Annotated in this window: 23 protein-coding genes; 19 read left to right on the forward strand and 4 right to left on the reverse strand. The window is 44.4% G+C overall.

The features are described from left to right. Positions 1-157: 157 nt before the first annotated feature. From AACV20_RS14065 to AACV20_RS14080, 4 genes are all read right to left on the reverse strand, one after another. Positions 158-1,936, reverse strand: coding sequence for an EAL domain-containing protein (locus tag AACV20_RS14065; RefSeq protein ID WP_170907498.1), 1,779 nt, complete (start codon positions 1,934-1,936; stop codon positions 158-160). Beyond that, positions 1,933-5,526 (reverse strand): ATP-binding protein, encoded by a 3,594-nt coding sequence (locus AACV20_RS14070; protein ID WP_249929756.1) that lies wholly within the window; start codon positions 5,524-5,526, stop codon positions 1,933-1,935. The genes AACV20_RS14065 and AACV20_RS14070 overlap by 4 nt, the downstream gene beginning before the upstream one ends. 179 nt (positions 5,527-5,705) lie before the next feature. Continuing rightward, entirely contained in the window at positions 5,706-6,950 is a 1,245-nt protein-coding gene (locus AACV20_RS14075) for an NAD(P)/FAD-dependent oxidoreductase (protein ID WP_170907499.1), read from the reverse strand. Positions 6,951-6,973: 23 nt separating this feature from the next. After that, positions 6,974-8,080: a class I SAM-dependent methyltransferase gene (locus AACV20_RS14080; protein ID WP_017045151.1), complete on the reverse strand. Its 1,107-nt coding sequence runs from the start codon at positions 8,078-8,080 to the stop codon at positions 6,974-6,976. Between the two features lie 115 nt (positions 8,081-8,195). Here AACV20_RS14080 and AACV20_RS14085 point away from each other — a divergent pair, with 115 nt between their 5' ends. The 19 genes from AACV20_RS14085 (at position 8,196) to AACV20_RS14175 (ending at position 25,470) form a co-directional block, all read left to right on the forward strand. Continuing rightward, positions 8,196-8,933, forward strand: coding sequence for a beta-ketoacyl synthase chain length factor (locus tag AACV20_RS14085; RefSeq protein ID WP_170907500.1), 738 nt, complete (start codon positions 8,196-8,198; stop codon positions 8,931-8,933). After that, the gene (locus AACV20_RS14090; RefSeq protein ID WP_026028155.1) at positions 8,927-9,700 is read left to right on the forward strand and encodes a lysophospholipid acyltransferase family protein; all 774 of its coding nucleotides are present in this window, start codon (positions 8,927-8,929) and stop codon (positions 9,698-9,700) included. Before AACV20_RS14085 ends, AACV20_RS14090 begins: the two co-directional genes overlap by 7 nt. A gap of 190 nt (positions 9,701-9,890) precedes the next feature. Beyond that, entirely contained in the window at positions 9,891-10,151 is a 261-nt protein-coding gene (locus AACV20_RS14095) for a phosphopantetheine-binding protein (RefSeq protein ID WP_013856487.1), read from the forward strand. Between the two features lie 15 nt (positions 10,152-10,166). Further along, the gene (locus AACV20_RS14100; RefSeq protein ID WP_013856486.1) at positions 10,167-10,424 is read left to right on the forward strand and encodes an acyl carrier protein; all 258 of its coding nucleotides are present in this window, start codon (positions 10,167-10,169) and stop codon (positions 10,422-10,424) included. Further along, positions 10,424-10,981 carry a septation protein IspZ gene (locus AACV20_RS14105; RefSeq protein ID WP_017050412.1) on the forward strand — a complete coding sequence of 186 codons (558 nt, stop codon included), beginning with the start codon at positions 10,424-10,426 and terminating at the stop codon, positions 10,979-10,981. The genes AACV20_RS14100 and AACV20_RS14105 overlap by 1 nt, the downstream gene beginning before the upstream one ends. A 7-nt stretch (positions 10,982-10,988) precedes the next feature. Beyond that, positions 10,989-12,374, forward strand: coding sequence for an AMP-binding protein (locus tag AACV20_RS14110; RefSeq protein ID WP_170907501.1), 1,386 nt, complete (start codon positions 10,989-10,991; stop codon positions 12,372-12,374). Positions 12,375-12,396: 22 nt separating this feature from the next. Beyond that, positions 12,397-12,765, forward strand: coding sequence for an ApeI family dehydratase (locus tag AACV20_RS14115; protein ID WP_094150595.1), 369 nt, complete (start codon positions 12,397-12,399; stop codon positions 12,763-12,765). Continuing rightward, positions 12,758-14,479 carry a glycosyltransferase family 2 protein gene (locus AACV20_RS14120; RefSeq protein ID WP_306685484.1) on the forward strand — a complete coding sequence of 574 codons (1,722 nt, stop codon included), beginning with the start codon at positions 12,758-12,760 and terminating at the stop codon, positions 14,477-14,479. The genes AACV20_RS14115 and AACV20_RS14120 overlap by 8 nt, the downstream gene beginning before the upstream one ends. Then, entirely contained in the window at positions 14,460-16,004 is a 1,545-nt protein-coding gene (locus AACV20_RS14125) for an HAL/PAL/TAL family ammonia-lyase (RefSeq protein WP_170907503.1), read from the forward strand. The genes AACV20_RS14120 and AACV20_RS14125 overlap by 20 nt, the downstream gene beginning before the upstream one ends. A gap of 8 nt (positions 16,005-16,012) precedes the next feature. Beyond that, positions 16,013-16,453 carry an acyl-CoA thioesterase gene (locus tag AACV20_RS14130; protein WP_017050416.1) on the forward strand — a complete coding sequence of 147 codons (441 nt, stop codon included), beginning with the start codon at positions 16,013-16,015 and terminating at the stop codon, positions 16,451-16,453. Next, on the forward strand, positions 16,450-17,061 hold the full coding sequence (locus tag AACV20_RS14135) for a LolA family protein (protein ID WP_017045141.1): 612 nt from the start codon (positions 16,450-16,452) through the stop codon (positions 17,059-17,061). The genes AACV20_RS14130 and AACV20_RS14135 overlap by 4 nt, the downstream gene beginning before the upstream one ends. Continuing rightward, complete coding sequence (locus AACV20_RS14140) at positions 17,033-19,381, forward strand: MMPL family transporter (RefSeq protein WP_170907504.1); 2,349 nt, start codon at positions 17,033-17,035, stop codon at positions 19,379-19,381. The genes AACV20_RS14135 and AACV20_RS14140 overlap by 29 nt, the downstream gene beginning before the upstream one ends. Further along, entirely contained in the window at positions 19,378-19,998 is a 621-nt protein-coding gene (locus AACV20_RS14145) for a DUF3261 domain-containing protein (RefSeq protein WP_170907505.1), read from the forward strand. The genes AACV20_RS14140 and AACV20_RS14145 overlap by 4 nt, the downstream gene beginning before the upstream one ends. 9 nt (positions 19,999-20,007) lie before the next feature. After that, positions 20,008-21,243: a beta-ketoacyl-[acyl-carrier-protein] synthase family protein gene (locus tag AACV20_RS14150; protein WP_170907506.1), complete on the forward strand. Its 1,236-nt coding sequence runs from the start codon at positions 20,008-20,010 to the stop codon at positions 21,241-21,243. Further along, entirely contained in the window at positions 21,221-21,685 is a 465-nt protein-coding gene (locus AACV20_RS14155; RefSeq protein ID WP_017050420.1) for a hotdog family protein, read from the forward strand. Before AACV20_RS14150 ends, AACV20_RS14155 begins: the two co-directional genes overlap by 23 nt. Continuing rightward, the gene (locus AACV20_RS14160; protein ID WP_017045136.1) at positions 21,682-22,407 is read left to right on the forward strand and encodes a 3-ketoacyl-ACP reductase FabG2; all 726 of its coding nucleotides are present in this window, start codon (positions 21,682-21,684) and stop codon (positions 22,405-22,407) included. Before AACV20_RS14155 ends, AACV20_RS14160 begins: the two co-directional genes overlap by 4 nt. Beyond that, positions 22,404-23,633, forward strand: a complete 1,230-nt coding sequence (locus AACV20_RS14165) for a beta-ketoacyl-ACP synthase (RefSeq protein ID WP_170907507.1) — start codon at positions 22,404-22,406, stop codon at positions 23,631-23,633. The genes AACV20_RS14160 and AACV20_RS14165 overlap by 4 nt, the downstream gene beginning before the upstream one ends. 375 nt (positions 23,634-24,008) lie before the next feature. Then, the gene (ompV, locus tag AACV20_RS14170) at positions 24,009-24,782 is read left to right on the forward strand and encodes an outer membrane protein OmpV (protein WP_170907508.1); all 774 of its coding nucleotides are present in this window, start codon (positions 24,009-24,011) and stop codon (positions 24,780-24,782) included. Positions 24,783-25,188: 406 nt separating this feature from the next. Continuing rightward, positions 25,189-25,470 carry a hypothetical protein gene (locus AACV20_RS14175; RefSeq protein ID WP_170907509.1) on the forward strand — a complete coding sequence of 94 codons (282 nt, stop codon included), beginning with the start codon at positions 25,189-25,191 and terminating at the stop codon, positions 25,468-25,470. Positions 25,471-25,573: the final 103 nt, after the last annotated feature.

The raw sequence follows: 25,573 nt of genomic DNA on the forward strand, positions 1-25,573 counted from the left end.
TAACTTAAAGGGATAATCCTGCCATCTGAAAATAAAATCCGTGAAGAGTGTCACTAAAATCGATTAACAATAAATTAACAACGTGTTGATTGGTAATAATAAATAAACACTTTCACCGAAAAGTGTAATCTAATGCTTACGCAAATCGACATTCAGTTTAAGCGATGCTCAAACTGGCACTAAGATGATCGAGCTCAATGTAACGAATCAGCTCCATGGCCGAACGAATGCCCAATTTACTTTGAATTCTCGCTTTGTAAGTACTGACTGTCTTCTGATTAATATCCAGTTGATTAGCTATCTGCTTATTGGTCAAACCTTGAATCAACAAATTTGCCACACTCAACTCTCTGCTGGATAGTCTTTCATTGAGTCGAAAACTAGGTTGAAAATTAACTGTTCGCCCAACTTCCCCCATTATGCTCTGAATGGTGTCAGTCAATGCAGCTGATTTCACAATGTGGCGCGCATGTGCAAGTTCTGCAGATATTGCTTCATGATATTCATTGAGAAAAATAAGTCTTCCCTTAAAATTCATCGATTCAATATGCTGATGCAACTGCAAACTAGCGTCTTTACTACAGTAGCTATCCACAACCACTAAATTAAAAGGTAAATCACGCAATCTCTTTACAGCGCAAGCGAGATCACTGGCAACGACCACCTGCGTAACGCGTTTTTCTCTCATCAACATTTTTCTTAGGGCATTAGCGCTAGTCGAATTTTCTCCAACTAATAAGCAATACACACCATCTTCAATACTTTGATGGCTTAACTGCTTGCTGATATTTTTGCTATACAGTTCAGCGAGATCGCCAATCGGCATCGGCATCGCCGAATAATAACCTTGGCAAGTATCCACGCCTAAATGACGTAAATATTGCCAAGTATCTTCGTCCTCCACACCTTCGACAACACAATGCAAGCCTAAGGATTGCGCTAGCAATAAGCACATGTTGGTGAGTTGCTGGTTTTTATAATTGGTGGAGAGATCACGGACAAAGCTTTGATCTACTTTAAGTTCTGTAAAGGGTAATTTCGAGAGCTGACTTAGAGAGGCGTAGCCTGTGCCAAAATCATCAATGGATAAACCAACACCATGCATTCTTAAACGCGCAAGATTAGCCAGTGATGCTGTCGTACCGTTATAGACATGATCTTCCGTCAGCTCGAGCGTGAGTTTATCAGTGGGAAACGCGTATTTGTGACAGAGAGTAAGAATAGGGTCACAGATCAGCTGTTGTAAATTACTCTGGGAGATATTGATTGATAACTGGAGATCGGCTGACAAACTGCCTAAAGCCGATAATGCTTTATCCAAAACAATTAAAAACAGCTTATCCATAAAATTCAGCTCTTCAATAAGAGGCAGAAAATGCGCAGGGCTTAATACACCATGAACTGGGTGATCGAGTCGGACAAGTGCCTCGACTCCAACCATGGCACCCGTTTTAAAATCAAACTGAGGCTGATAGTAATTGAATAACCAATCTTCACTGAATGCTGTTTCTATCTCTTTGTACCCTAATGAGATAGGCGTAATGCTTGCGGCTTGTTGTTCACACTTCACATGAAACGCATGAATCACGGTTTCAAGTTGCTCAATAGAATAGGGTTTTCGTAAAACATCGACAAAATTAAAGCTCGCTAAACAGCACATGTTATAAGTAAGGTCTAACACAGCATCGTCAACAGCACTCAATATAATAATTCCGAGTGAAGGATGTTTATCCCCAAGCATCGACAAAAGCGTAACTCCGTCCATTTCCGGCATATGAATATCACAAAAAACCAGCGATATCTCTTTGCGCAAGCATAAAGCCAACGCTTGGTGTCCATTTGCTGCAATATCGACGTTATTCAACCCAAGTTGTCTGAGTTTCAGTTTCAAACTCGTGGCTTGAATTCGATCATCTTCGACAATCAAAATGTTCATTCGTCATCTACTCGTTGCTGTTTATCTAACCATTCTTGTGCTTGTATAATCACGATTTTCATTTCCATTATCAGCCGTTGTTTTGCAGATACAACAGCTTGTGGTTCTAATTCGCGCTCCAAGCTAACCGCAAGACTCGCGAGATAATCCAGTTGAAGCGCCCCGGCAGAGCCTTTAACACGATGGGCTATCATTTTGTAATCAGAATCATGCTTTTCGAGTCTATCGACCTCGGCCGCTAAAGATTCTGCCACAACAGAAGCAATTTCACTTTTTTCACCCGGTAAAAAGCTCTCAAGCCAGCTTTTTGAGTCAGCATTTACTAAAGGATACATAGAAAGATAACCACTCAACATAGTATACAGCGACGCCAACGAGTAGGGTTTATACAACACGTGTTCCATACCAGACTGGTGAGCCTTCTCTGCGATCAACCGTGAGTCTTCTGCCGTACAACCGATAACCACCTTATATCTCTCTTGCGGAATATGATTTTTAACAAATCTTGCTAAAGCGAAACCATCCATTTTAGGCATATGGCAGTCCGTTAGTAGTAAATCAAACTGGCTGTCTTCGTTTTGTAAAAGATGGCATGCCTCTTCTCCATCACCAACAATGGTTGCTTGCACACCAAGTTCATGTAGCTGTTTTTTTAATAACAAACGGTTAATAGCGTCATCATCAACCACCAAAACATGCCCACAAAGTTTCATTTTTTTCGGTTGAACCAGCACTTGTTCACTATCTTTTATCTTATCAATAAGAAGGTCAGGATAGAGATGTTTTTTAGTCATTATCGCGTCAAAATCGACCAAGGATACACCACCTTGACTCACCGAAACTTGCCAACACTTCAACCACTCGATAATGCGTTCGTTAGTGCAACGGTAGTTACGTTGACTCAACGGTTCAGATAGCGGCTCACCACAAATGGGAAGCACTATTGTTACTTGAGTCCCCTCATTCAGCGTACTGGAAACTGTAATATGACCATCCATTAGATTGACTAAATTCGATACTATTGACATACCAAGCCCAGTACCGCCATATTGGCGAGTAATGGTTTTATCCGCTTGCATAAATGGCTTAAATAACGAATCCAAGTGCGCTTCATTCATTCCGCACCCCGTATCTTTTACGGCAAAGACTATCTGTTCTTCCGTCAATTCAACGTGGATGGAAACCGTACCTGCCGTAGTGAATTTAACAGCATTGGCTAATACATTGGTAAGAACCTGATTTAAGCGTAATGCATCAAACTTTGCGTAAATAATAGCTGTCGGCACCCAATCAACAACGAACTCAACGCCTTTCAACTTAGCACTCGCTTCAAAGCTTCTAATAGTGGGACATAACTCTTCTAAAATATTATGCTGGCGTATATCTAATTGTAATTGCTGAGCTTCCATTTTTGAAAAATCTAAAATCTCATGGACATGGTGCTTAATTCTCTCGGCAGAACGAATTGCATTCGTCAATAACAAACGGCTCTCATCGTTTTTAATTCGAGTTGATAAAATCTCCATCAACCCTAGCATGGCCGCAATTGGCGTTCTAAGCTCATGACTCATTACAGCTAAAAAATGATTCCTCGCATCTACAGCTTCTAGTGCCTTATTATTAGAATCACGTAATGCCAATTCTGAGAGCTTGAGTTCTGTGATATCACTGCAAACGGTCAAGTAATGAGTATCCCCACTCTTGGGATGCGCAATCGATTCATGATTAATGACATAATATTTCTCATCAATCTGATAGTGTTTATTCGACAGATCGACAGATCCGATGCCAGTACATATGAGGCAATTCACATCATCACTAATTAGAGAAGCCTTGCTACATTGCTTATATGAACGGTTAGATAACACTACTTTCCCATTCACATCTGAAATGAAGATCATGCTGGGTATTTTATCGAGCAAATCTGTCAGCCATTGCACTTGAACTTCTGAAAGTTTTGAACTGATTTGACTGTATTTTAAGGAACTTTTTAACTTATAAAATATAATTATTCCAAATAATAATAAAAACAAAAAAATACACATTGCAATCAAAGAATAGATTATAACTTGCTGCTTATCATAACCATAATTCACATTCACTTTCTTATGGAGTGATTTTAGTGCATTAATCTCAGACTCAGTTACCATAGTTAAAGATCGGCTGAGCATTTCAGACAATATCGACTCATCCTTTCGAAAGACCATGCCGATATTAATAGAGTAACCTTCATTATCTATTGCGGGAAGTATCAAGAACTTATCACCAAGATATGCCATTTGCTGATTTATAATATCTTGATTCATTAAGGCATGGTTTATCTTACCTGATTTTAAATCTAGAATAACCTTTTTAAGATCTCTATAAACTTTAACTTTTTTATTATCTTCATAGATTTTTAAGTGGCTATATAAGTAACCAGTACGATCTAATATCGCTAATTTTTTCTGTTGAAAAGGCTTTTTAGTGACCACATAACCAAATTGCAAATTAGTGTAAGATGGGGTCGCTATAAAATCACGATTATCGATATCATCGACATTTAATGAAGGCAATAAATCAACTTCATTATCGATAAGCATCTGTCTAATATCTCTGCCATTGGCCGGTACATACTGAAATTTAAGGAAGCTTTTTGACTCAATGAGCTTGAGTAAATCATGGACATATCCTTTCACCTGATTATCACCCTCATCACAATAAGAGAGTGGATATACATCTTCTTCTATGGTGTATCTGACAATTTGATTGCTATTTTCTTGACTTAATAATTTTAGGCTGTCTTTATTATTCAAAAAATAAATATTAGTCGAGTCTATCTTATTAGCTGTATTTCCAGTTGCTTCAGCAAGAATGAGTTTATCAAAAATGTTTTTTAATTCATTATTTCCCATCGGCAAAATAATTCTATTTATTTCGACACCTAATCGACCATCTGCAATAATCTCACCGTCATATCCAGAATTAGGGCTGATATAATGATTGAGTGATATATAGTTGGTTATCGTTGCATCGGCTAAACCTTGCTTCATCATTTCTGCTGATTCTAAGAAACTTTGTGCTAGTAATATGTGTGGGTAATGGCTCTGCTCTAATGTTTCACAATAAGATGAACCTTGTACGCAAACCCATTTCAAATGACTCATATCTTGCTGATTTAATTTTTTGTCCCTTAGCCAAATCACTCGTAGGTTATTATAGAGTGGCAAGGTAAATAAAATATTTTTTTCTCTCTCTTTTGTTTTGCTAAAACCAATAGCAAAATCCACATCACCACCATGCACAGCAGCAACAAGATCAGTTATCGATTGATAGCTACGATATTCAATTTTGACATCAAGCTCTTTTCCTATTCCTACCGCATAATCATGTTGAATACCGATTGTATTCTCAATGCCGCCCCAATAAGGTAGCCAAGGTTCAGACAATACACCCATTACAATGACTTTTTTTGTTTTTAAATAGGTACGTTCCGAATCTGATAAATAATCGGCGGCATAAACAGTATTAAAAAGTAAGTTAATTGCTAAAATTAACAGCAAGTAGATACGTAACAAATTCATTCTCGTGATATTGATTCCAATATCCAACTAGTTTAACGATCCTGCTCGTCATTGCCAAGAACAGGGCATCAGAACAAAATTGATTAAAATACATATTTATCAACACGTTAATGCGATGTAGGAATAATCTTACAAGAGAATAAACCCATAAAATTAGAATGTGAGATGCACATCCGCACCAAAACATAATTTCGGTGCGGATATTATTAATGAGATGAAGTACGAATAATTTCAGCTAAACTTGATAAGCGTCGTTGGTGCTCAGCAACATAAGGATTACTACTATCCCAAGCATATCCTGCAAGAATAGAGCAAATCATCTGCTTTATTCTTGAGTTGGGCGTTTGGTAAAAAATCACCTCTTGTAACATACCGTTGTACCAACCTTCCACATAAGTGCGGAACGTATCCACTCCGACCATTAATGGCTGAGAATACTCTTGCTGCCAATCTACACTTTCGTTTTTTAGTTGGCGTACAACACAAGACACCGCTAACTGAGCCGATTTCATGGCTATCGTTACACCTGATGAAAACACCGGGTCTAAAAATTCACCAGCATTGCCTAATAACGCATAATTTACCGTGGCCAACTGCTTAACATTTGCAGAATAGCCGCCTAGCTCACCAGCAGGATTAGGGTATTCGGACTTCGAAAGCAGTTCCGCCAGCTCAGGCATTTCATTCACCAATTGCTGGATCGCCGCAATTTTATCACTTGGATAGCCGTCAAAAAACGACGGTTCACCGACAACACCTAATGAACATGTGCCGTTAGAAAAAGGAATGAGCCAGTACCATACGTCAGGATTACGCGGATGGACGGAGATCAGTATCTTGTTTCGGTCGTAGTCTGGTTGTTCAGGGGAGATATGATCAATGATATGGGTAAAGATGGCTTTTCTCGGAGGTAAACACGATGGCTCTTCCAAATCGAGTAACTTAGGCAATACTCGGCCAAAGCCACTGGCATCCAGCACGAAGTCGGCTTCAATTTGATACGTTATACCGTGTTGATCCGTCACCAATAATTGTGATTTATTCTCTTCAAATTCGATATTCGTCAGTTGATGTTGATAACGAATTTCAACCCCTTGCTTAACAGCAGAATCCGCTAATACTTTATCAAATTGACTGCGCTGTACCTGAAAAGTGGTTCCCGGTCCATTCGAATATTTGTCGGTAAAATCAAACTGGGCGTATACACCATTTTTTCGAAAGGCAGCACCATTTTTATATTGAAAACCCGCACGCATAACATCAGGTAACATTCCCGCCGCTTCTATCACTTCCATACAAGCAGGTAATAAGCTTTCGCCAATAGAAAAGCGTGGGAAAAGTGCTTTTTCAATAACCAACACGCGTATGTTTTGTGCATGGAGTAATGCCGCGGCAGTCGAACCCGAAGGGCCCGCACCAATGATAACAACTTGAGTTATCTCTTTATTCATGAATTGACTCGCATCGATTTTAATTAAGCTTGGGCTTTTAGCTCTAACAAGGTGTGGCCAAGGCCAATATTGTCGGTTCGTTTGATCACCTGTAATCCTGCTGCTTGAACGATTTCTAAGAAATCTTCGCTGCGATAGAAGCGACTATTACCATTTGCAAGGCAGGTAAAATACAAAGAGGTGGCATTGAGGCTATAAGAAGCCGCATCGTACTTCTGTGAATCCCAGAACAGTTCCAAAATATAAACCGTCGAATATGCAGAAAGATTGGCGCGAACGCGTTTTAAAATACTCAAAATTTCCATTGGCGAAAAACAGTCTAAAAACTGGCTCATCCACCACACGTCCGCATTTTTTGGTAACGGTTGTTCTTTATCGAGCATGTTGGCTGGAAAAGGATGAATACGCTGCGTAAAACCTTGTTGCTGCGCGTTAGCCATCGCCATTTCCAACTGTTGTGGCAGATCCACAATCGTCACTTCAACGTCTGAATCATAGTGACAACATTGCAGTGCCCATTTACCCGTATTGCCACCAATATCGACCAAATGTTTCGGTTTTTTACGAAACACTTCTTTCAGCAAAATAGGAAAAGAACGATCGGAATAGAAGTGATCGAATTTGAACCAACTCTCTTTAGCTTGCTGGGGCAAACGCGATAAACCTTGGTAGATGGTATCCCAATCGCCGAGTTCTTTCAGACCAGCAGGCTTGCCTTCGGTGATCGATTCGGTTAAGTGCATCATGGCGGCATAACAAACGTCTGCCGTGAAATCCATATTGGCTTGCGTCATCCCATCATGCAGCAAAAAAATGCCTAGATTAGCCAATGAATAATTCGGTTTATCCCATAAAACAATGTGGGCACTGATGGCCATATCGAGTAATACTTTAACGCCATACTCTGACACGCTCGTTTCTTGAGCAATTTGTTCTGCGTTTAAACCTTTTTCGCCAGCATTATCTAATGCAGCCAGTATGCCTAAGTCACGTAATGTACGCGCCGTATGAAAAACGATGGGGGCAAAAGATAATTTTTGAGCTTCGGTTTTTGCCTCTAAAGCGTTATAAGGATCTATTTTTTGATTTAACACATTAAAACCTAACTTTAATTTGTGAACAATATCCAAACACTTAATCTAAGTTCGACTCAATTCTTAAAAATCAATATTTAAGTCAAGGATACAAACGTTTATAGTTGCGAAGAATAATCTTGTGCCATAGTATTTAACCCTATCAAAAACAATGCAATATCTTATGTCAAATCAACAGCAAATAATCACGTTAAATATTGATACTTGGGTTGCAACTTCTGCAGGCTTATCTCACCCTTCTGATTGGCAAAATTGGGCGAGAGAAGAGATATGGCCTGACGATAATACGCTCAACACAGACCATATTCCTCCAATGATGCGCCGCAGAATGAGTCGTTTGAGCAAATTAGCCGTGCAGACTGCACTGACTGCCATAGAATCACAACATATTGATTACATGGTATTTTCATGTCGTCATGGCGAACTTCATCGTAGCGTTGAAATCGTGAAGTCAATATTAACTGGCGAAGAAGCCTCACCAATGGCGTTTTCACAATCTGTTCATAATACAGCGGCAGGCCTAGCAACCATCGCTTCAAAACAACCGATCCCGTTAACCTCGATTGCAGCAGCACAAAACACATTTCAAAGTGCCATATTAGAAGCTTGGCTCTATCTAAATGAGCACCCTAGTCACAAAGTGCTGTTGGTTGATTTTGATGAGCCACTACCTAGCGACTACCAACAATACGAAGAGTGGCAATTTCAAGGCTATGCCTTAGGGTTAACCCTGTCTCACGGTTCAGATTTTACGCTCTCTATGCAGATGTCTGATACCAAGCCACAACAGCCGCAAGCATTGTCGTTTCTTCACCACTATTTGTCAGAAAAATCTGAATGGATCATTGAGGGCTCGCAAAGCGCTTGGAAATGGCAACGAAAATGTTAGAGTTCAACCGCTACTGGCGTATTGCTGCTACAGGTTTTTGTTTTTTTATATTTGGTTTAGGCGGATTAACGCTGAGTTTTATTATTATCCCACTGATTGCATTATTTTCATCGCAAACAGATCGTCGAGAATATAAAGTTCAAAAATCAATCCAAAACTCATTCAATATATTTTGTAAGTTGATGAAATTAACAGGTGCCATCGACTATAAAATAACCAACGCAGAACTATTAAAACAGGATAAAAGCTGCCTTATTATCGCCAATCATCCAAGCTTAATTGATTATGTTCTCATTGCATCACAACTTCATCAGTGCGATTGCTTGGTTAAGTCAGCTATCTGGGCCAATCCTTTTATGAAACGGATTGTTCAAGCCGCAGGTTATATCCCAAATGAAACACCTGATGATTTGTTAAATGTGTGCGAGGAACGCATGAGTCGCGGAAACGTATTATTGATTTTCCCTGAAGGCACGCGAACCACACCCGGCGTTAAACCCAAATTGCAGCGCGGTGCGGCGCAAATCGCAATCCGAACTCAAAGAGACTTACGCATCGTACATATTACCGTTTCTCCGAGTTTTCTCACAAAAGAGCAAAAGTGGTACCAAGTTCCTAAAACCAAACCCTTTTTCCATGTGGAGATAAAGGGTAAAGTTGCCGTCACACCTTTTATTGAAGGTGCTGATAACCCCACCACTGCAGCACGACGTTTAAATCGCCACCTTGCAGAGGTGATTTTCCCCCAAAACAATAACCAGAAATGACAAAACTATTGAAGTTATCGACCCATAACGTCAAGTTGCAGCGAAGCGGAAAGTGAGTAAGTCCCCATCCGTATAGATAACGATATGATTGGGGTGAGCGAACGTAGCCAACACCGCTGCAACTTTAAGTGGGGAAGTGTATATCAAGGTTTTGTTCAAAACGGCTAGAACATTATATAAGTAGGTTGAAGTGGAATTACTACACACAGAAATAAAACAGCTCATTATCGACGCACTAAATCTTGAAGATATCTCAGTTAACGATATCGAAACTGACGCACCACTTTTTGGTGATGGGTTAGGTTTAGATTCTATCGATGCTTTAGAGCTCGGTTTGGCCATTAAAAAGAAGTATAATATCGTCATTGACGCTGATGACTCCAATACTCGCCAACACTTTGCATCAGTGGCAAACTTAGCAAATTATATTTCATCTCAAACTAGCCACTAATAAATAGATAGCGTTATGACAGAAGTAAACCAACAACAAGTATTTGATCAAGTTAAAGAAGCTCTCGTTGAACTATTTGAAATTGATGAAGCCGATATTCAACCAGACGCTCACCTTTATCAAGATCTCGATCTCGACAGTATTGATGCTGTAGATCTTGTCGTTCACTTACAAAAAGTGACTGGCAAAAAAATCAAGCCTGAAGAGTTTAAAACCGTTCGCACCGTCAATGATGTGGTGGAATCGGTTATTGAACTTGTTAAGGAAAGCTAATGCGGCGATTGCTGACGATTTTGTCTGCAATCGTCCTGCTTACCTACCCACTCGCGGTCTACTTCGGGATTAATCAGTTTGGTTTGCAAGCTATAGGGGGTTTCTTAGCCGCTATTTTTGCTTTAAGAATTCTTTCTGGTTGGCAAGCCAAACTTCAAGAACTGAAGCAACTGGCTTGGATTAGTGGGTTCGTTGGTATCACTTTGGTGACTTTGGGGATGCTCTTTCAGCAGCATGGTTGGCTACTGTTTTACCCTGTTGTGGTTAATGTATGTCTTTTGGCTCTTTTTGCCTTGAGCCTAACGCAACCGCAAACAGTGATTGAACGGCTGGCGAGGCTGCAAGAGCCTGAACTTCCTCAAAGTGGCATTGAGTACACACGCACGGTCACTAAAGTGTGGTGCCTCTACTTCATCATGAATGGAGCCATCGCACTTTATACCTGCTTCCAATCTATCGAGATCTGGACGTTGTATAACGGATTGATCAGTTATCTCCTTGCTGGCAGCCTCTTTGTAACGGAATGGCTAGTAAGGCAAAGGATTCGCAAAGGCTAGGTACGCTATGACTTTCGGCAACCCCGATTTTTGCTCGCTTGCAACGTTACTCTCCTCACCAAGAAACGATTCGCATTGTGTTGCTTTTGACCTCAATAACACCATTAACTGGGCAAACTTTGTCGCCGATGTCAGCCAACTAAGCCGGCAATTAGCATCGCGAAATGAACATCATATTGCACTGTGTGCTGGCGATAGCTATCGGTTCTCAGTCGGTTTTTTCGCCGTCTGCTGCACGCAAAAATCATTAATTCTGCCCGGTAATTATCAACCTGCGGCACTGGCAGAACTGAGCCAACACTTTGAGTTGTTGCTGTGTGATGAGGCGATAACAATACCCAATTCTACGCCAACTCTCTCTCTTAACCATTTAGCGCTACCCAACGACATGCGCGATGAAGCCGTTTGTTTTGCACCACTTTCATTAGAGACACAAACCGTCACGCTGTTTACGTCAGGCTCCAGCGGTCAGCCTAAGGCTATCATCAAAACACTGCGGCAGCTTGAAGCTGAAATCGCCATTTTAGAGCAGCTTTGGGGCGAACAGCTCATTGGTGCAAAAGTGGAAAGTACAGTTTCTCATCAACATATTTATGGGCTGCTATTTCGTGTGTTATGGCCACTGTGTGCAGGGCGAGCATTTGCCCGCCATAACTTGGAATTTCCAGAACAAGTGACCGCACATGCGCATCCGGACACTGTGCTGATCAGTAGCCCTGCGCTATTGAAACGCTTATCACAAGAGCATCAGCCAAGCCCACTGCGCACACTATTTTCTTCCGGTGGCCCGCTTCCCTACTCTGCTTCTTGTCACGCAAAAACCCTGTTTGGGCAACGACCTATCGAAGTGTATGGCAGTACGGAAACTGGCGGCATCGCTTTTCGGCAACAGCACAGTGCAACGCAGCAATGGCAGCTTTTCCCCTCCGTTGAAGCAAGACTTAACAGCGAACACTGCTTAGCCTTGCGCTCTGCACACATTGATCCGAATCATTGGTATCAAACAGCCGATGAATGTGAGTTTTCCGACCAACGGCACTTTACCTTGAAAGGTCGCACCGATCGCATCATCAAAATCGAAGAAAAACGGATCTCACTGGTTGAAGTGGAGCAGCGTATTGAACAACTGCCGTGGATCAGTGAAACAGCCGTGTTACCACAACAAGACGGTGAACGTTTGATCTTAATCTCAGCGATTGTACTGTCAGCCTGCGGCACTGAAAAATTAGCTCAACTTGGAAAGGGGAAATTCTGGCTGTTGCTGCGCTCTGAACTGCGCCAATGGTTAGAACCTATTGCTGTACCTCGACGCTTTAGAGTGGTAAAAGAGATCCCACTCAACAGCCAAGGTAAGCGCCTTGTTGCTGAACTAGAAACACTATTCCAACCATAAAAATAACGAAGCCCAATAGATTATGGCCAAAAGAACACCCACATTATTATGTGCTGACACTCAGCCTCACACGGTGAATTTGACGCTGCGCGTTGACGCCGACATCATTGATTTTTCAGGACACTTTGAGCATTTCCCATTGCTGCCAGGCGTTACCCAAATCGATTGGGCACTGCGCTATGCACGAGAATACTTATCTGTACCCACAAGCTTTCAAGGTATGGAAGTGATCAAATTCCAAGAACCTATCTTGCCAGACATGACCGTTCAACTGGCATTAAGTTGGGATGAGGAAAAACAGAAACTCGCGTTTAGTTATAGTTCACAGCGTGAGGGTTTAAACATCATTCACTCATCAGGAAAAATGAAGTTGGGTGAAATCTGTGGCTGATTATCAAGCTTGTTTTTTAATTCCGTGCTACAACCACGGCAGCACAGTAGCAGAAGTTGTCTCATCACTCAGCGCATTTGAACTTCCCATTTTACTGGTTGATGATGGCAGCAATCAGCAAACAAAACAGGCGTTGAGCAACGTCGCTCAGCAAACACATGTTCACCTAATTACCCTAGAACAAAACCAAGGAAAAGGTGGCGCGGTAATGGCTGGAATTCGCCAAGCACAGCAGTTGGGGTTTAGCCACGTCATCCAAATTGATGCCGATGGCCAACATGATTTACAAGCGCTGCCTAAATTACTGGCCGCGTCAAAGCAACATCCAAACCACCTAATTTCTGGTCAGCCGATTTACGATGACAGCGTACCCAAAGCGCGTTTATATGGCCGTTACGCAACGCATATTTGGGTTTGGATTGAAACGCTATCCTTTACGATCAAAGACAGTATGTGTGGTTTTCGCGCGTATCCTGTAGACCTCACCGTTGAGGTGCTCAATAACCATAAGATCGGCACGCGCATGGATTTCGACATCGAAATCTTAGTTCGCATGTATTGGCACGGGGTCGATATCGATTTTGTGGAAACTCGCGTCATTTATCCTGAAGGAGGCGTCTCTCATTTCGATGCACTATGGGATAACGTAAAAATCAGTTGGATGCACAGCAAATTATTTTTTGGCATGTTACCGCGTATTCCTCAACTGCTGAAACGCAACCAAAGCAGGCACAACAAAAGTGGTGCAGAGCCAAACCCGCACTGGTCAAAGCGTCAAGAACGAGGAACGGTTCTAGGTATTAAAGCGTTACTGGCGGTATATAGCCTACTCGGGCGGCCAATTTTTAACCTTATGCTGAAACTTGTAATGAGCTATTACTACCTTACCGGAAAACAAGCTCGCCAAGCCTCTGAACAATATTTACAGCACTTACAAAGCTACGCAAACCGTCGCCAAATCACGCTGCCAAATCATCTCTCTAGCTATAACCATCTGCTCTCTTTTGGCCACACTATGCTGGATAAATTGGCGGCATGGAAAGGCGATTTTTCGGTAAAAAACTTGACAATCCATGGTCAAGAATCGTTCCAAGCCCTAGTAGAACGTAAACAAGGTGTGCTTCTTTTAGGATCTCATCTTGGAAATATTGAACTGTGCCGCGCTCTGGGACGTCGGCATTCTCATATTAAGATCAATGCGTTAGTCTTCACCGAGCACGCCGAACGCTTCAATGCGGTAATGAAAGCGATCAATCCCAACTCAGAACTGAACCTCATTCAAGTGAGCCGTTTGGGCCCCGATACCGCTATTTTGCTTCAACAGAAAATAGAGCAAGGAGAATGGGTGGTGATCGTCGGAGATAGAACGTCCACCAGCAAAGAGACCCGAGCCGTATGGGCCGATTTTTTAGGCCAACCCGCACCGTTTCCACAAGGCCCTTTTATGTTGGCCTCGGTGTTGAAAGCTCCCGTCTACCTTTTGTTTGGCTTAAGAGACGAACGTTCTAAAACTCCACATTTTAACGTCTATTTCGAGCACTTTAGCGACAACATAGATTTACCGAGAAAAGAGCGACAAGCGGCGCTAGCGCAGGTAGTACAACGCTACGCTGATCGGCTGGAACATTACACACTGCAAGCTCCACTGCAGTGGTATAACTTTTTCAACTTTTGGACTCTAAGTAAACAGCAGCATGATGATTCAGACAGATAACCGCATAACTTTTGGCGTCGATCGCCTCACCATTGAAGATGTTGTCGCGATTTCGCAAGGCGCGCAGGCCGACCTCAATTCTTCAGCGGAATTCACCGCTAAAATTGATCGCGGCGTCGCTTTTCTAGAACGACTTTTAAAAGAAGAAGGCGTGATTTACGGCGTAACCACCGGCTATGGTGATTCATGTACCGTTGCCATTCCGCCGAATCTAGTAGACCAATTACCACTGCATTTGACTCGCTTTCACGGCTGTGGCTTAGGCGAGGTATTAAGCCATCAGCAATCTCGCGCAGTATTAGCAACGCGCTTGTGTTCACTAGCGCAAGGTGTCTCTGGTGTGAGCCATGAACTGCTTAACCAAATCGTCACCTTGATCAACCACGATATCGCCCCTCGTATTCCACAAGAAGGTTCGGTCGGGGCAAGCGGCGATTTAACGCCACTCTCCTACCTCGCGGCCACACTGATTGGTGAGCGCGACGTGCTTTATAAAGGTGAGATGCGCCCAACTCAAGATGTGTTTAACGAACTGGGTATTCGCCCGATCAAGCTAAAACCAAAAGAGGGATTAGCGCTGATGAACGGCACATCAGTCATGACTGCTTTGGCCTGTTTAGCCTATAAACGCGCCGAGTATTTAACTCAACTCTGCACCAAAATTACCGCCATGGTGTCTGTCGGTATTCAGGGTAACGACTTCCATTTTGATGCCGCACTATTTGCCGTCAAGCCGCATCCTGGTCAGCAACAAATCGCAGCATGGCTACGCGATGACTTACAAGCAGAGCGCCCACCTCGCAACAGTGATCGCCTGCAAGATCGCTATTCATTGCGCTGCGCACCCCATGTGATTGGCACCGTACAAGATGCACTGCCGTGGCTACGTCAACTGATTGAAAATGAGCTCAACAGTGCCAACGACAACCCCATCATCGATGGCGATAATGAACGCGTACTGCACGGCGGTCATTTTTACGGCGGCCACATTGCCATGGCAATGGATACCTTAAAAACACAGGTTGCTAACCTAGCCGATTTGCTCGATCGCCAAATGGCGCAATTGATGGATTACAAATTCAACAACGGTTTGCCGTTTAACTTAACTGGCGCAGAAGGCGAAAGAAAACCGATCAACCACGGCTTTAAAGCCGTGCAGATTGGTATTTCAGCGTGGACGGCCGAAGCCTTGAAACATACCATGCCTGCCAGCGTTTTTTCACGTTCGACTGAGTGTCACAACCAAGACAAAGTCAGCATGGGAACCATCGCCGCGCGTGATTGTCTACGTGTGCTTGAACTGACAGAACAAGTGGCGGCCGCCTCGCTGCTAGCAGCGACCCAAGCAATAGAATTGCGCAAACGTCATCATGAGCTGGATGAGCAACACATGAGTCACAATATCAAGCAGATGCGCTTAGCCGTGTTACAAGAGTTTGATTTTGTGGTGGAAGATCGTCCGCTAGAACATGATTTGCGCCACTTTATTAGCCGCATTCAACAACGCCACTGGACACTTTACTAGGAAGCGCGATGAGCGATGTACTTCATCCATTGGAAAGTGAGGTGACTTTAGTCACCTCGTTTCAAGATGCCGACCCAATGGGCGTTATCTACCACGGCAATTATTTTCGTTTTTTTGAAGAAGCACGCCGCGTGCTGATGGAAAAAATTGATTACAGCTATCACGCGATGACTCAGTCGGGCTACCTATGGCCGGTGATTGATACCCACGTGAAGTACGTGAAAGCGATCCCGTTCAACCATACGATTCGAGTCAAAGCGACCTTGACAGAATGGGAAAATCGCTTGCGTGTTGACTACATGATTTTTGATAGCCAGACCGGGCAACGAATGTGTAAAGCGCACACCACTCAAGTAGCGGTTCGCATCGACACGCAAGAGATGTGTTTCGCTTCCCCAACGCTATTTACCGACAAAGTGCAGCACTGGCATACCTACGGGAAATTATGATGCGCCGTTTTCTATGGCTAACTTTAGCTCTATTCTCGCCCCTACTCTGGGCACAAGTGACCGACCTCGCTTCACTGCAAGCGCAGTTGGCGAAACACCAGATCGTACGCGGAGAGTTTACTCAACTCCGCCATATTGAGATGTTCGAACAGCCACTGTCGTCAGCCGGGAAATTCTTGCTTGATAAACAAAATGGCTTACTTTGGCAACAATACTCACCATTTCCAGTTAATTTGGTGTTAACTCAAGACAAGCTTCGCCAAACTTTTGCTAACCAACCACCACAGGTGATTACCGAAAAAGAGAACCCAATGGCGTTTTATTTCAGCCATCTCTTTTTGTCGGTATTTCATGGTGACACGCAGCAATTGAATGAACAATTTACGATGACACTGCACAGCGAAGATGGCCAGTGGCAGTTAAATTTAACGCCGAGAAATGCGCCACTGAGCTCGGTGTTTACCTCGATAACATTAACGGGGAGAGATGACATTGATGGTTTGATCCTGCAAGAAGTGCGAGGCGACAAAACCGAGATTCAGTTTACTAACCAAAACCACCAGCCAGAGCGTTTAACCCATGCTGAGCAAGCACAGTTTAACTTCTAAATCGAACCGGCTGGCATTGTTCTGGTTGGCTTTTGTGACCCTTTGTCTTGGCTTACTACTCAAGCAGTGGGTCTTTTCAGCAGCCTCACCGATCGAAACGGATATCCTTAAGCTACTGCCGGTCAACCAGCAAAGTGTGCTCGCCGAGCAAGCGTTTGAAAAAGTCACTGCCAGTATGAGCGATAAGGTGGTCTTTATTGTCACTGCGCCCAATGAGGCTGACCGGCTCAAATCCGTTACAGCGCTAGAAAGCGAGCTCAAGCAGAGTGGCTATTTCAAGGATGTGGTTGGGGAAATCGATGCCACTCAACAGAACGCTTGGGCCAGTTACTACTTTCAACATCGAGCACAACTGCTCACCAGCGAGCAACGCAATCAGCTCAGTCAACATCCCGAACAACAAGTGCAAGCGGTGGTGCAAGCCCTATATAACCCTTTTTCTGGGGTAACAGGGCAAGAGCTCAGTCACGACCCTTTTCTGCTATTTCGCGACTACTTAGCGCAAGTTAGCCAGCTATCGTCTCATTTTCGTTTGCAAGACGGATACTTAACCCGCGAGTATCAAGGCCAAAAATACGTGCTGATCACCGCTCAGCTCAACGATTCACCATACAGTTTCAAAGCGCAACAAGTGGTGCCCGATATTGCTCAATGGCAACAACGCATCAAGCAACAATTTGGGGCGGATATTTATCACACTGGTGTTTTATTTTACGCCGATTTTGGTACTCAAAGTGCCAAGTCAGAAATCAGCACCATTGGCCTTTTCTCATTACTCGGCATTGTGCTGTTGGTAATGCTGGTTTTTCGCAGTGCCATGCCTTTACTGTTGGCACTGCTCTCGGTATCCGTTGGGTTAGTGGTTGCCATGGTGATCACCACCGCGTTTTTTGATCAGATCCATCTGTTTAGCTTAGTGTTTGGGGCCAGCCTGATTGGCGTTTCAATCGACTACGCCTTTCACTACCTGACCGATCGCCTTGCCGCAAATGAACAATGGGACAGCGTGCAAGGACTAAAGCATATTCTGACTGCCATTACCTTAGGGTTAATCACCAGTTTAATTGGCTATCTCGGTCTACTGGTCGCCCCTTTCCCCGGCTTGCAACAGTTAGCGCTATTTTCCGCCTTAGGGCTCGTTGCCGCTTACGCAACGGTCGTGGCTTGGTATCCGATTTTGGCCAAAAAACCAAGTTCATCGAGAACGCTTCCCGGCATCACTTATTGGTCATTATGGTTTGGGCTTTGGCAAAAGCCATGGGTTAAATGGGGCCTACCCACGGCGTTATTGATCATCAGCAGTCTTGCTCTGACGCAAGTGCACTACAACGACGACATTCGACAATTACAAGCCATGCCTAGCGACTTGAAACAGCAAGAGCTGCAAATCAGCGCCTTGACTGGTATTCAATCATCACAGCAGATGTTGGTCGTCAGTGCCAACGATGATGAAGCATTAATGCAGCAGTTAGAAAAATTAGATACGCAATTTTCACAATGGCAACAACAAGGCGTACTTTCTGGCTACCAAAGTTTAAGCCAAAACATCAGCTCGCTTAAGCGTCAGCAAGAAAACTACGCACTGGTTGAAGCACTGTACGCAAACCAAGGCGCAGTACTGGCTCAAACGCTGAAACTATCTTCGGCTCCTAAACTTGAAGCGTCATTTTTGCCCATGACACTGGCGCATTATTTAGCCCATGATGTTTCCCAACCGCTGCGCTTTCTTTATTTAGGTGAAGTTGAGCAAAAAGTGGCGGCGGTAGTGCTGTTGAAAGAGGTTTACCAAGCAGCAGTAATTAAGCAGTTTGCGGCGAAAAATAGCGACTACGCCTATTTGAATAAAACCGAAGAGATCTCAACCCTGTTTGGGCAGTATCGCCTTAAAGTGATGGAGTTAATTGCGCTGGCTCTGACCTTGATCAGCGCTCTCACTATTTGGCGCTACGGCGTGAAACACAGCATTCGCATTATGTTACCTTCGCTGATTGCTTGCATCGCTGGGTTAGCCGTCACCGTCGCAACAGGCTCTACGCTCAATTTATTCAATCTATTAGCACTGGTATTAGTGATAGGTATCGGTATTGATTACACGCTCTTTTTTGCCGAACAAGCCCGCAGTCACAGTACCTTGCTTGCCATAACCCTTTCGGCACTAACGACTTTGCTCTCGTTTGGTCTGCTTGCTCTTAGCCAAACTCACGCCATCCACAGTTTTGGTTTGACGGTACTGAGCGGCATTTTCGTTGCTTGGTTGCTTTCACCAATGGCGATCAAATCACAACCTGCCGCCATGAAAGCGCATGAGGAAAAACTATGATGATGAGAATACGCCGTGCGCTGCCCTTGCTGTTACTGATGTTGTCTGGCTGCTCTTTAGTGCCAAACCAAGCCTCCACGCAGGTAGAAATTAGCCCCAACACATTCGTTACTCTGCCCAAACCGGCGCAACTTGGGTACCAAGTCACGGCAAGTCAGTTGATCAGCGCCCATTGGCAAGATGATAACGGCCAACATAACCAACAACTTCCGGTCCAACTACAGGTCACCGATGACAAGATTGTACTGGCAGGTTTTTCATCTTGGGGAACAAGAATTTTATCGCTCAATTATCAGCAAGATACTATTGAGACCAGTGTACTCAATGGCTTGGAAAATACCTTGCCAAAGCCCGAACAGATACTCTTTAACCTGATGATCACGCTCTGGCCGCGAAATGCTTGGGAAGCCCCGTTAAATAAGGTAAAGTGGCAAATCATTGATGATAAGAATAGACGAACACTCATCAATGAACTGGGTGAAACAGTGATTGTTATTGATTATCAACATCCCTTCTCGATGAAGGGCGATATTCGCTTCCACAATCAATTATTGAATTACACCATTACGATTAAAACACTCAGTGCCCAGCACCCTTTGCCGCCCACACAACCGTAGATAGCTATCATGAACTCATCCACGACTTCTCCTATTGATTCTCGCTCACCTATTTATGTCCAAGACTGCGGTTTTCACTGCGCGATGGGGAGTGACTCGTCGCACATTCACCAAAGTTTAGCGCAGGGCTATTGCGATAACATGGTGGTTGACCGCACGTCACTCAACACTGGCACCCCAACCATTGTAGGCCGAGTGAGTGAACCGCTACCAGAAATCCCAGCGCATTTAAGTGCGTTCAATACGCGCAACAACCAACTTGCTTTATCGGCACTGCAACAAATCGAACCGAGTGTCCGCCACGCGATTGCCACCTATGGCGCAGATCGCATTGCAGTGGTGGTTGGCACGAGCACGTCCGGCATTGCTGATGGCGAAATCGCACTCGCCCACAAGTTAGAGCAGGGCGAATTTCCAAGCGACTACCACTACTACAAACAGGAATTAGGCAATTGCAGTGATTTTATCGCTCGCTATTTTGCAATAAGCGGCCCCTGCTACGCCATTTCGACCGCCTGTTCATCCAGTGGCCGCGTCTTTATCACCGCCAAAAGAATGCTTAATGCTGGGTTGGTTGATGCGGTGATTGTCGGTGGTGCCGACACTTTGTGCCGCTTAACACTCAATGGTTTTAACGGTTTAGAGGCATTGTCTCAACGTTTGTGTAAACCGTTTGATGCACAGCGAGATGGCATCAACATTGGTGAATCTGCCGCTTTTATGCTGCTGGGTAAAACGCCGTCTCAGCAACACGCTCACGCCATTGCGCTATTGGGCGCAGGCGACAGTTCCGATGCACACCATATTTCTGCGCCCCACCCAGATGGAAACGGTGCAGAACAGGCGATGCGTAACGCGCTGCAAGATGCCAAATTAACCGCCAGTGATATCGGCTATATCAACGCTCACGGCACCGCAACACCGCTCAATGACAGCATGGAAAGTAAAGCGATTTTCCACGTTTTTGGCCAGCACGTTGCGGTGAGTTCAACCAAACCACTCACTGGACACACGCTCGGCGCGGCCAGTGCAACCGAAGCCGCCATTGCTTGGCACATACTGCAATACCAATTGCCTTTGCCCATTCAGCGCTGTGCTAACAAAGCGCCAGACATCGATATTACGCTAGTGGAAACCACTCAATATTTAGAAAACAAGGCCATTTTAAGCAACTCCTTTGCTTTTGGTGGCAACAATATTAGCCTCATTTTTGGTTACGTTAATGACAAAGCTTCCTGCAATTGATCAACTGCTGCCTCATCAAGCGCCGATGATTTTGATCGACCGCGCGCTTGAGGTACAGAGCGAATCTATCCACTGCCAAGTGGATATTGAATCGCACCACCTGTTTTTTGACCCAGCGACACAAAGCATACCGGCCTATGTCGGTATCGAGTTTATGGCACAAGCCATTGCCGCGTGGTCTGGGTATCACTCACTTGTCCAAGGCATTCAACCGCCGATTGGCTTTCTGCTCGGCAGTCGCCGTTATCGCGCGCTGTGCGATGCATTCCTGAAAGGGCAAACGCTCGATATCTACGCTGAACAGCTAATGCAAGACAATGGCATGGCCGTGTTTAAGGCAAGAATCGAGCACCAACACCAGCTTTTGGCCGAATGCCAATTAAATGTGTATGTGCCATCAGAACAAAAATTAGAAGAAATGAAAATGAGGAGTCAAGCATGACCCGACACGTATTAGTGACTGGTGCGAGTAAAGGCATAGGCAAAGCGATTGCGATTGCGCTCGCCAAAGATGGTTTTGCCATTGCCGTCCATTACATGGGCGACCAGCAAGGTGCCCTGCAAACACTAGCGACCATCGAGCAAAACGGTGGTTCAGGCCGATTGATTCAATTTGACATCAGCAACCGAGCTCAGTGTCGCGAAGTATTGGAAGCCGATATTGCTCTACATGGCGCTTATTACGGCGTGGTCAATAACGCGGGCATTACTCGTGACACGGCGTTTCCCGCCATGACAGAACAAGAATGGGATGGTGTAATTCACACCAATTTAGACAGCTTTTATAACGTCCTCCACCCTTGTGTGATGCCAATGGTGCAAAAACGCCAAGGTGGGCGCATTGTGACTTTAGCATCGGTGTCGGGCATCACGGGCAACCGAGGTCAAACCAATTACAGCGCCGCTAAAGCTGGCGTGATTGGCGCGACCAAATCGCTCGCGCTTGAACTGGCTAAGCGCAAAATCACCGTCAACTGTGTTGCTCCGGGTTTAATCGATACCGGCATGGTAGATGAGCACGTCAAAGAGCACGCACTGCCACAAGTTCCTTTACGCCGCATGGGTGAACCCGAAGAAGTCGCAGGCCTTGTGAGCTATTTAATGTCTGATATTGCCGCTTATGTTACTCGCCAAGTTATCTCGGTTAATGGAGGCTTAGTATGACCCGTCGCATTGTCGTTACAGGCATGTCCGGCGTGACTGCTTTTGGTAATGACTGGGCCAGTATTGAGCCAAAACTCAGAGCTTGTGAAAATGCCACTCAATATATGCCTTCCTATGAGCAGTATGAGGGTTTAAACACTAAACTCGCCGCGCCAATAATGGGCTTTACACTGCCTAGCCACTACAAACGTAAACAAGTCCGAGGTATGGGCCGCGTGTCACAACTGGCGACCGTTGCCACCGAAAATGCGCTGCTGCAAGCAGGCTTAATTGGTCATGAAGTGCTGACGAATGGCCAAACCGGTATCGCTTATGGTTCATCAACAGGCAGTACCGATGCCATCGGTGCGTTTGGTGTCATGCTCAACGAAAAAACCACTCGAGCCATTACCGCCACCACTTATGTGCAGATGATGCCTCACACTGCCGCGGTGAACGTAGGCCTATTTTTCGGGCTCAAAGGCCGCGTCATTCCAACCAGTAGCGCCTGCACGTCTGGTAGCCAAGCCATCGGTTACGCGTATGAAGCGATCAAACACGGCTACCAAACCGTAATGGTGGCGGGCGGTGGTGAAGAGCTCTGCCCTACCGAATCGGCCGTATTTGATACCTTATTTGCCACTAGCCTCAAAAACGACCAGCCCAAAACCACCCCACGCCCGTATGATACTCAGCGTGATGGTTTAGTAATTGGTGAAGGCGCAGGAACTTTAGTGCTTGAAGAGTATGAACACGCCATAGCACGCGGTGCCGTCATTCACGCAGAAATCATCGGTTTTGCCAGCAACTGCGATGCCGCCCATGTCACTCAACCACAAATGGACACCATGCAAATCTGCATGGAGATGGCGCTGCGTGATGCCAAGTTAAGTGCAGATAAAATTGACTATGTTTCGGCTCACGGCACGGCGACCGACCGGGGTGATATAGCCGAAAGTCACGCCACCGCAAACGCGTTGGGTAAAGTGCCGATCAGCTCGTTGAAAAGTTATTTTGGTCACACATTGGGCGCATGTGGCGCGGTTGAAGCTTGGTTAGGTTTAGAAATGATGCGCAGCGGTTGGTTTAATCCAACCCTTAATCTAGATAACATCGACCCGCAATGTGGCGATCTTGATTACATTACAGGCACAGGGCGTGAGCTGGATGTGCAATACCTAATGAGCAATAACTTTGCTTTTGGTGGCATCAACACCTCGATTATTTTTAAGAAATTCAGCGAATAATCCCATAAAAAGCCGTTGCCCACACAACGGCTTTTTTTACGAGTTTATTTATCCGGCATTTGCCTCTTAAATATTGGTCGCCTGCCAAATACTTGCCAGCAATCAGCCAATACCTTTCGCAAGCACTTCAAGGATTTGCGGTCTGAAAATAAAAAACACCGCGCCGAGCAAACAGAGCCCTGCCCACACAAAATCAAGCCTGAAAGGCTATGTGATTCGGATAAACGAACGTAGCCAACCACTGCAACGAGTAAGGCAAGAATAAGCCGCTTTGACAAAAGTCAGACATAACCATACAAGCTATTGATATTATCCTCTCTATCGATTTTGTACAGTGTTCACATCCAAACATAAGCCCTTAAATGGAAGAACATAATGAAAAAGATCGCACTATTTATTACAGCATCGCTTATCGCGGGCAACACTTTAGCTGCCCAAACGTACATTCGTAACGGCAATATCTATACTCATGAAGGTCAATGGGTTGCGGAAGTGGGTGCTTTTGGCAGCACTGACCTACTCAAGGATCAAGACAAGTCTTACAGCGCTTTGCTGAACTTTGGCTACCACGGTGAAGATTTGAATGCAGACCTCACCGGTATTAACTACCGCTTCTTTGGTAACACAGGGGATGTCGTTAATCTAGGTACTTACCTGACGGGCAGCGGCGTTACTTATGACCAAGATTCGGCAAACAGCGTTAAAGGAATGGATAAGCGTAAAGCCACGATTGATCTAGGTTTAAATGCTGATATCGCACTGGGTAACGGTACCGTATCGACCTACTTCCAACATGATATTCTCAAAGAAAACAAAGGCTACAAAACTGGCGTTAACTACTTCCATGTCATCGATTTAGGTGCTGTTGATTTGGTACCTTTTGCGGGCATTAGTTACCAGAGTTCGGATTACAACAACTACTATTTCGGTGTGAAAGACAAAGAAGCGACCGCACAGCGTAAAGCTTACCATGCAGGTGGCGACTTCTCTTACAACCTAGGTTACAAACTGGCTTACCCAATTAATGACCGTTGGGAAATCACCCAAACCAGTTCTTACACCCGTTTAGGCTCTGATGTCGCCAATTCGCCAATCGTAGAAAGCGCAAACCAATGGATCGTTGGCGCAACCGTCGCTTACCACTTCTAAGCTGTACCGCCCTCAGGCAGGAGTCGCATCCCCTGCCTGATTTTTCTACTTGGACTGCCCTTCTCGATCAAAATAGCGTTGATATGAACCCACGCATTGATTCTTTATGAATCTTGCCTTTTGCATGCCTGAGTTTTCCATGCCTGAGGTAATTCATGGAGTACAAATCTACGATCCCATGAAACTTAATTTTACACCCAAACGATTTATCTATGCTGTTCTAATTCGTATGGTGAAGCGCTCGCAGCCCAAACAAAACTAATGTGATTGTTCGCACGTTTTCGTATTGATGTCTGCTTTGATTGTCAGTGATGTTTGGATACTCTAACACTTAGATGTAGGTGTTAGGTTGAACTCTAACTGATAACACCTGACTTTACTAAACACAGAAATGGGACAGAGATAGATGAACTTAGAAGATTCAAAAGAATATAGATATGTGATTGGGACAATAGGTAAGAGTTGGGTAGATTCAGTAGAGGGGAAGTCCCGAGGAAAATTGGATGTAATAATTGAAGAATTTAGAAATGACAGCGGAACCAAAGAATATGCTCCAATTAATGAAAAAGAACACTTTTGTGATACAGAGAAGGTTTTTATAACTGGTCCTTTTGATGAGTTAGAAAAAAAATACAATTCAAGCCAATTGTTATTAGCAGAAGTGGACCCTGTAAATAATTCTGTGTAACTGTCAGGGTTACATGTATTGAGTGAGTCGGTCTTCGAACATAATCATAAAGCGGTTTAGAGCTTGTCGCCAGTTTCTGATCGGCATCGTCCATTTCTTGGAA

It is taken from the genome of Vibrio sp. B4-6 (assembly GCF_963888245.1).
Classification (GTDB): Bacteria; Pseudomonadota; Gammaproteobacteria; order Enterobacterales; family Vibrionaceae; genus Vibrio; species Vibrio anguillarum.

Bases quoted from the DNA above. Each gene is read 5' to 3' on its own strand.
- AACV20_RS14065 (WP_170907498.1), bottom strand. From the start codon at position 1,936: ATGAACATTTTGATTGTCGAAGATGATCGAATTCAAGCCACGAGTTTG.
- AACV20_RS14075 (WP_170907499.1), bottom strand. From the start codon at position 6,950: ATGAATAAAGAGATAACTCAAGTTGTTATCATTGGTGCGGGCCCTTCG.
- AACV20_RS14085 (WP_170907500.1), top strand. From the start codon at position 8,196: ATGCAATATCTTATGTCAAATCAACAGCAAATAATCACGTTAAATATT.
- AACV20_RS14090 (WP_026028155.1), top strand. From the start codon at position 8,927: ATGTTAGAGTTCAACCGCTACTGGCGTATTGCTGCTACAGGTTTTTGT.
- AACV20_RS14100 (WP_013856486.1), top strand. From the start codon at position 10,167: ATGACAGAAGTAAACCAACAACAAGTATTTGATCAAGTTAAAGAAGCT.
- AACV20_RS14105 (WP_017050412.1), top strand. From the start codon at position 10,424: ATGCGGCGATTGCTGACGATTTTGTCTGCAATCGTCCTGCTTACCTAC.
- AACV20_RS14110 (WP_170907501.1), top strand. From the start codon at position 10,989: ATGACTTTCGGCAACCCCGATTTTTGCTCGCTTGCAACGTTACTCTCC.
- AACV20_RS14115 (WP_094150595.1), top strand. From the start codon at position 12,397: ATGGCCAAAAGAACACCCACATTATTATGTGCTGACACTCAGCCTCAC.
- AACV20_RS14125 (WP_170907503.1), top strand. From the start codon at position 14,460: ATGATGATTCAGACAGATAACCGCATAACTTTTGGCGTCGATCGCCTC.
- AACV20_RS14130 (WP_017050416.1), top strand. From the start codon at position 16,013: ATGAGCGATGTACTTCATCCATTGGAAAGTGAGGTGACTTTAGTCACC.
- AACV20_RS14135 (WP_017045141.1), top strand. From the start codon at position 16,450: ATGATGCGCCGTTTTCTATGGCTAACTTTAGCTCTATTCTCGCCCCTA.
- AACV20_RS14140 (WP_170907504.1), top strand. From the start codon at position 17,033: ATGCTGAGCAAGCACAGTTTAACTTCTAAATCGAACCGGCTGGCATTG.
- AACV20_RS14145 (WP_170907505.1), top strand. From the start codon at position 19,378: ATGATGATGAGAATACGCCGTGCGCTGCCCTTGCTGTTACTGATGTTG.
- AACV20_RS14150 (WP_170907506.1), top strand. From the start codon at position 20,008: ATGAACTCATCCACGACTTCTCCTATTGATTCTCGCTCACCTATTTAT.
- AACV20_RS14155 (WP_017050420.1), top strand. From the start codon at position 21,221: ATGACAAAGCTTCCTGCAATTGATCAACTGCTGCCTCATCAAGCGCCG.
- AACV20_RS14160 (WP_017045136.1), top strand. From the start codon at position 21,682: ATGACCCGACACGTATTAGTGACTGGTGCGAGTAAAGGCATAGGCAAA.
- AACV20_RS14165 (WP_170907507.1), top strand. From the start codon at position 22,404: ATGACCCGTCGCATTGTCGTTACAGGCATGTCCGGCGTGACTGCTTTT.
- ompV (WP_170907508.1), top strand. From the start codon at position 24,009: ATGAAAAAGATCGCACTATTTATTACAGCATCGCTTATCGCGGGCAAC.
- AACV20_RS14175 (WP_170907509.1), top strand. From the start codon at position 25,189: ATGAACTTAGAAGATTCAAAAGAATATAGATATGTGATTGGGACAATA.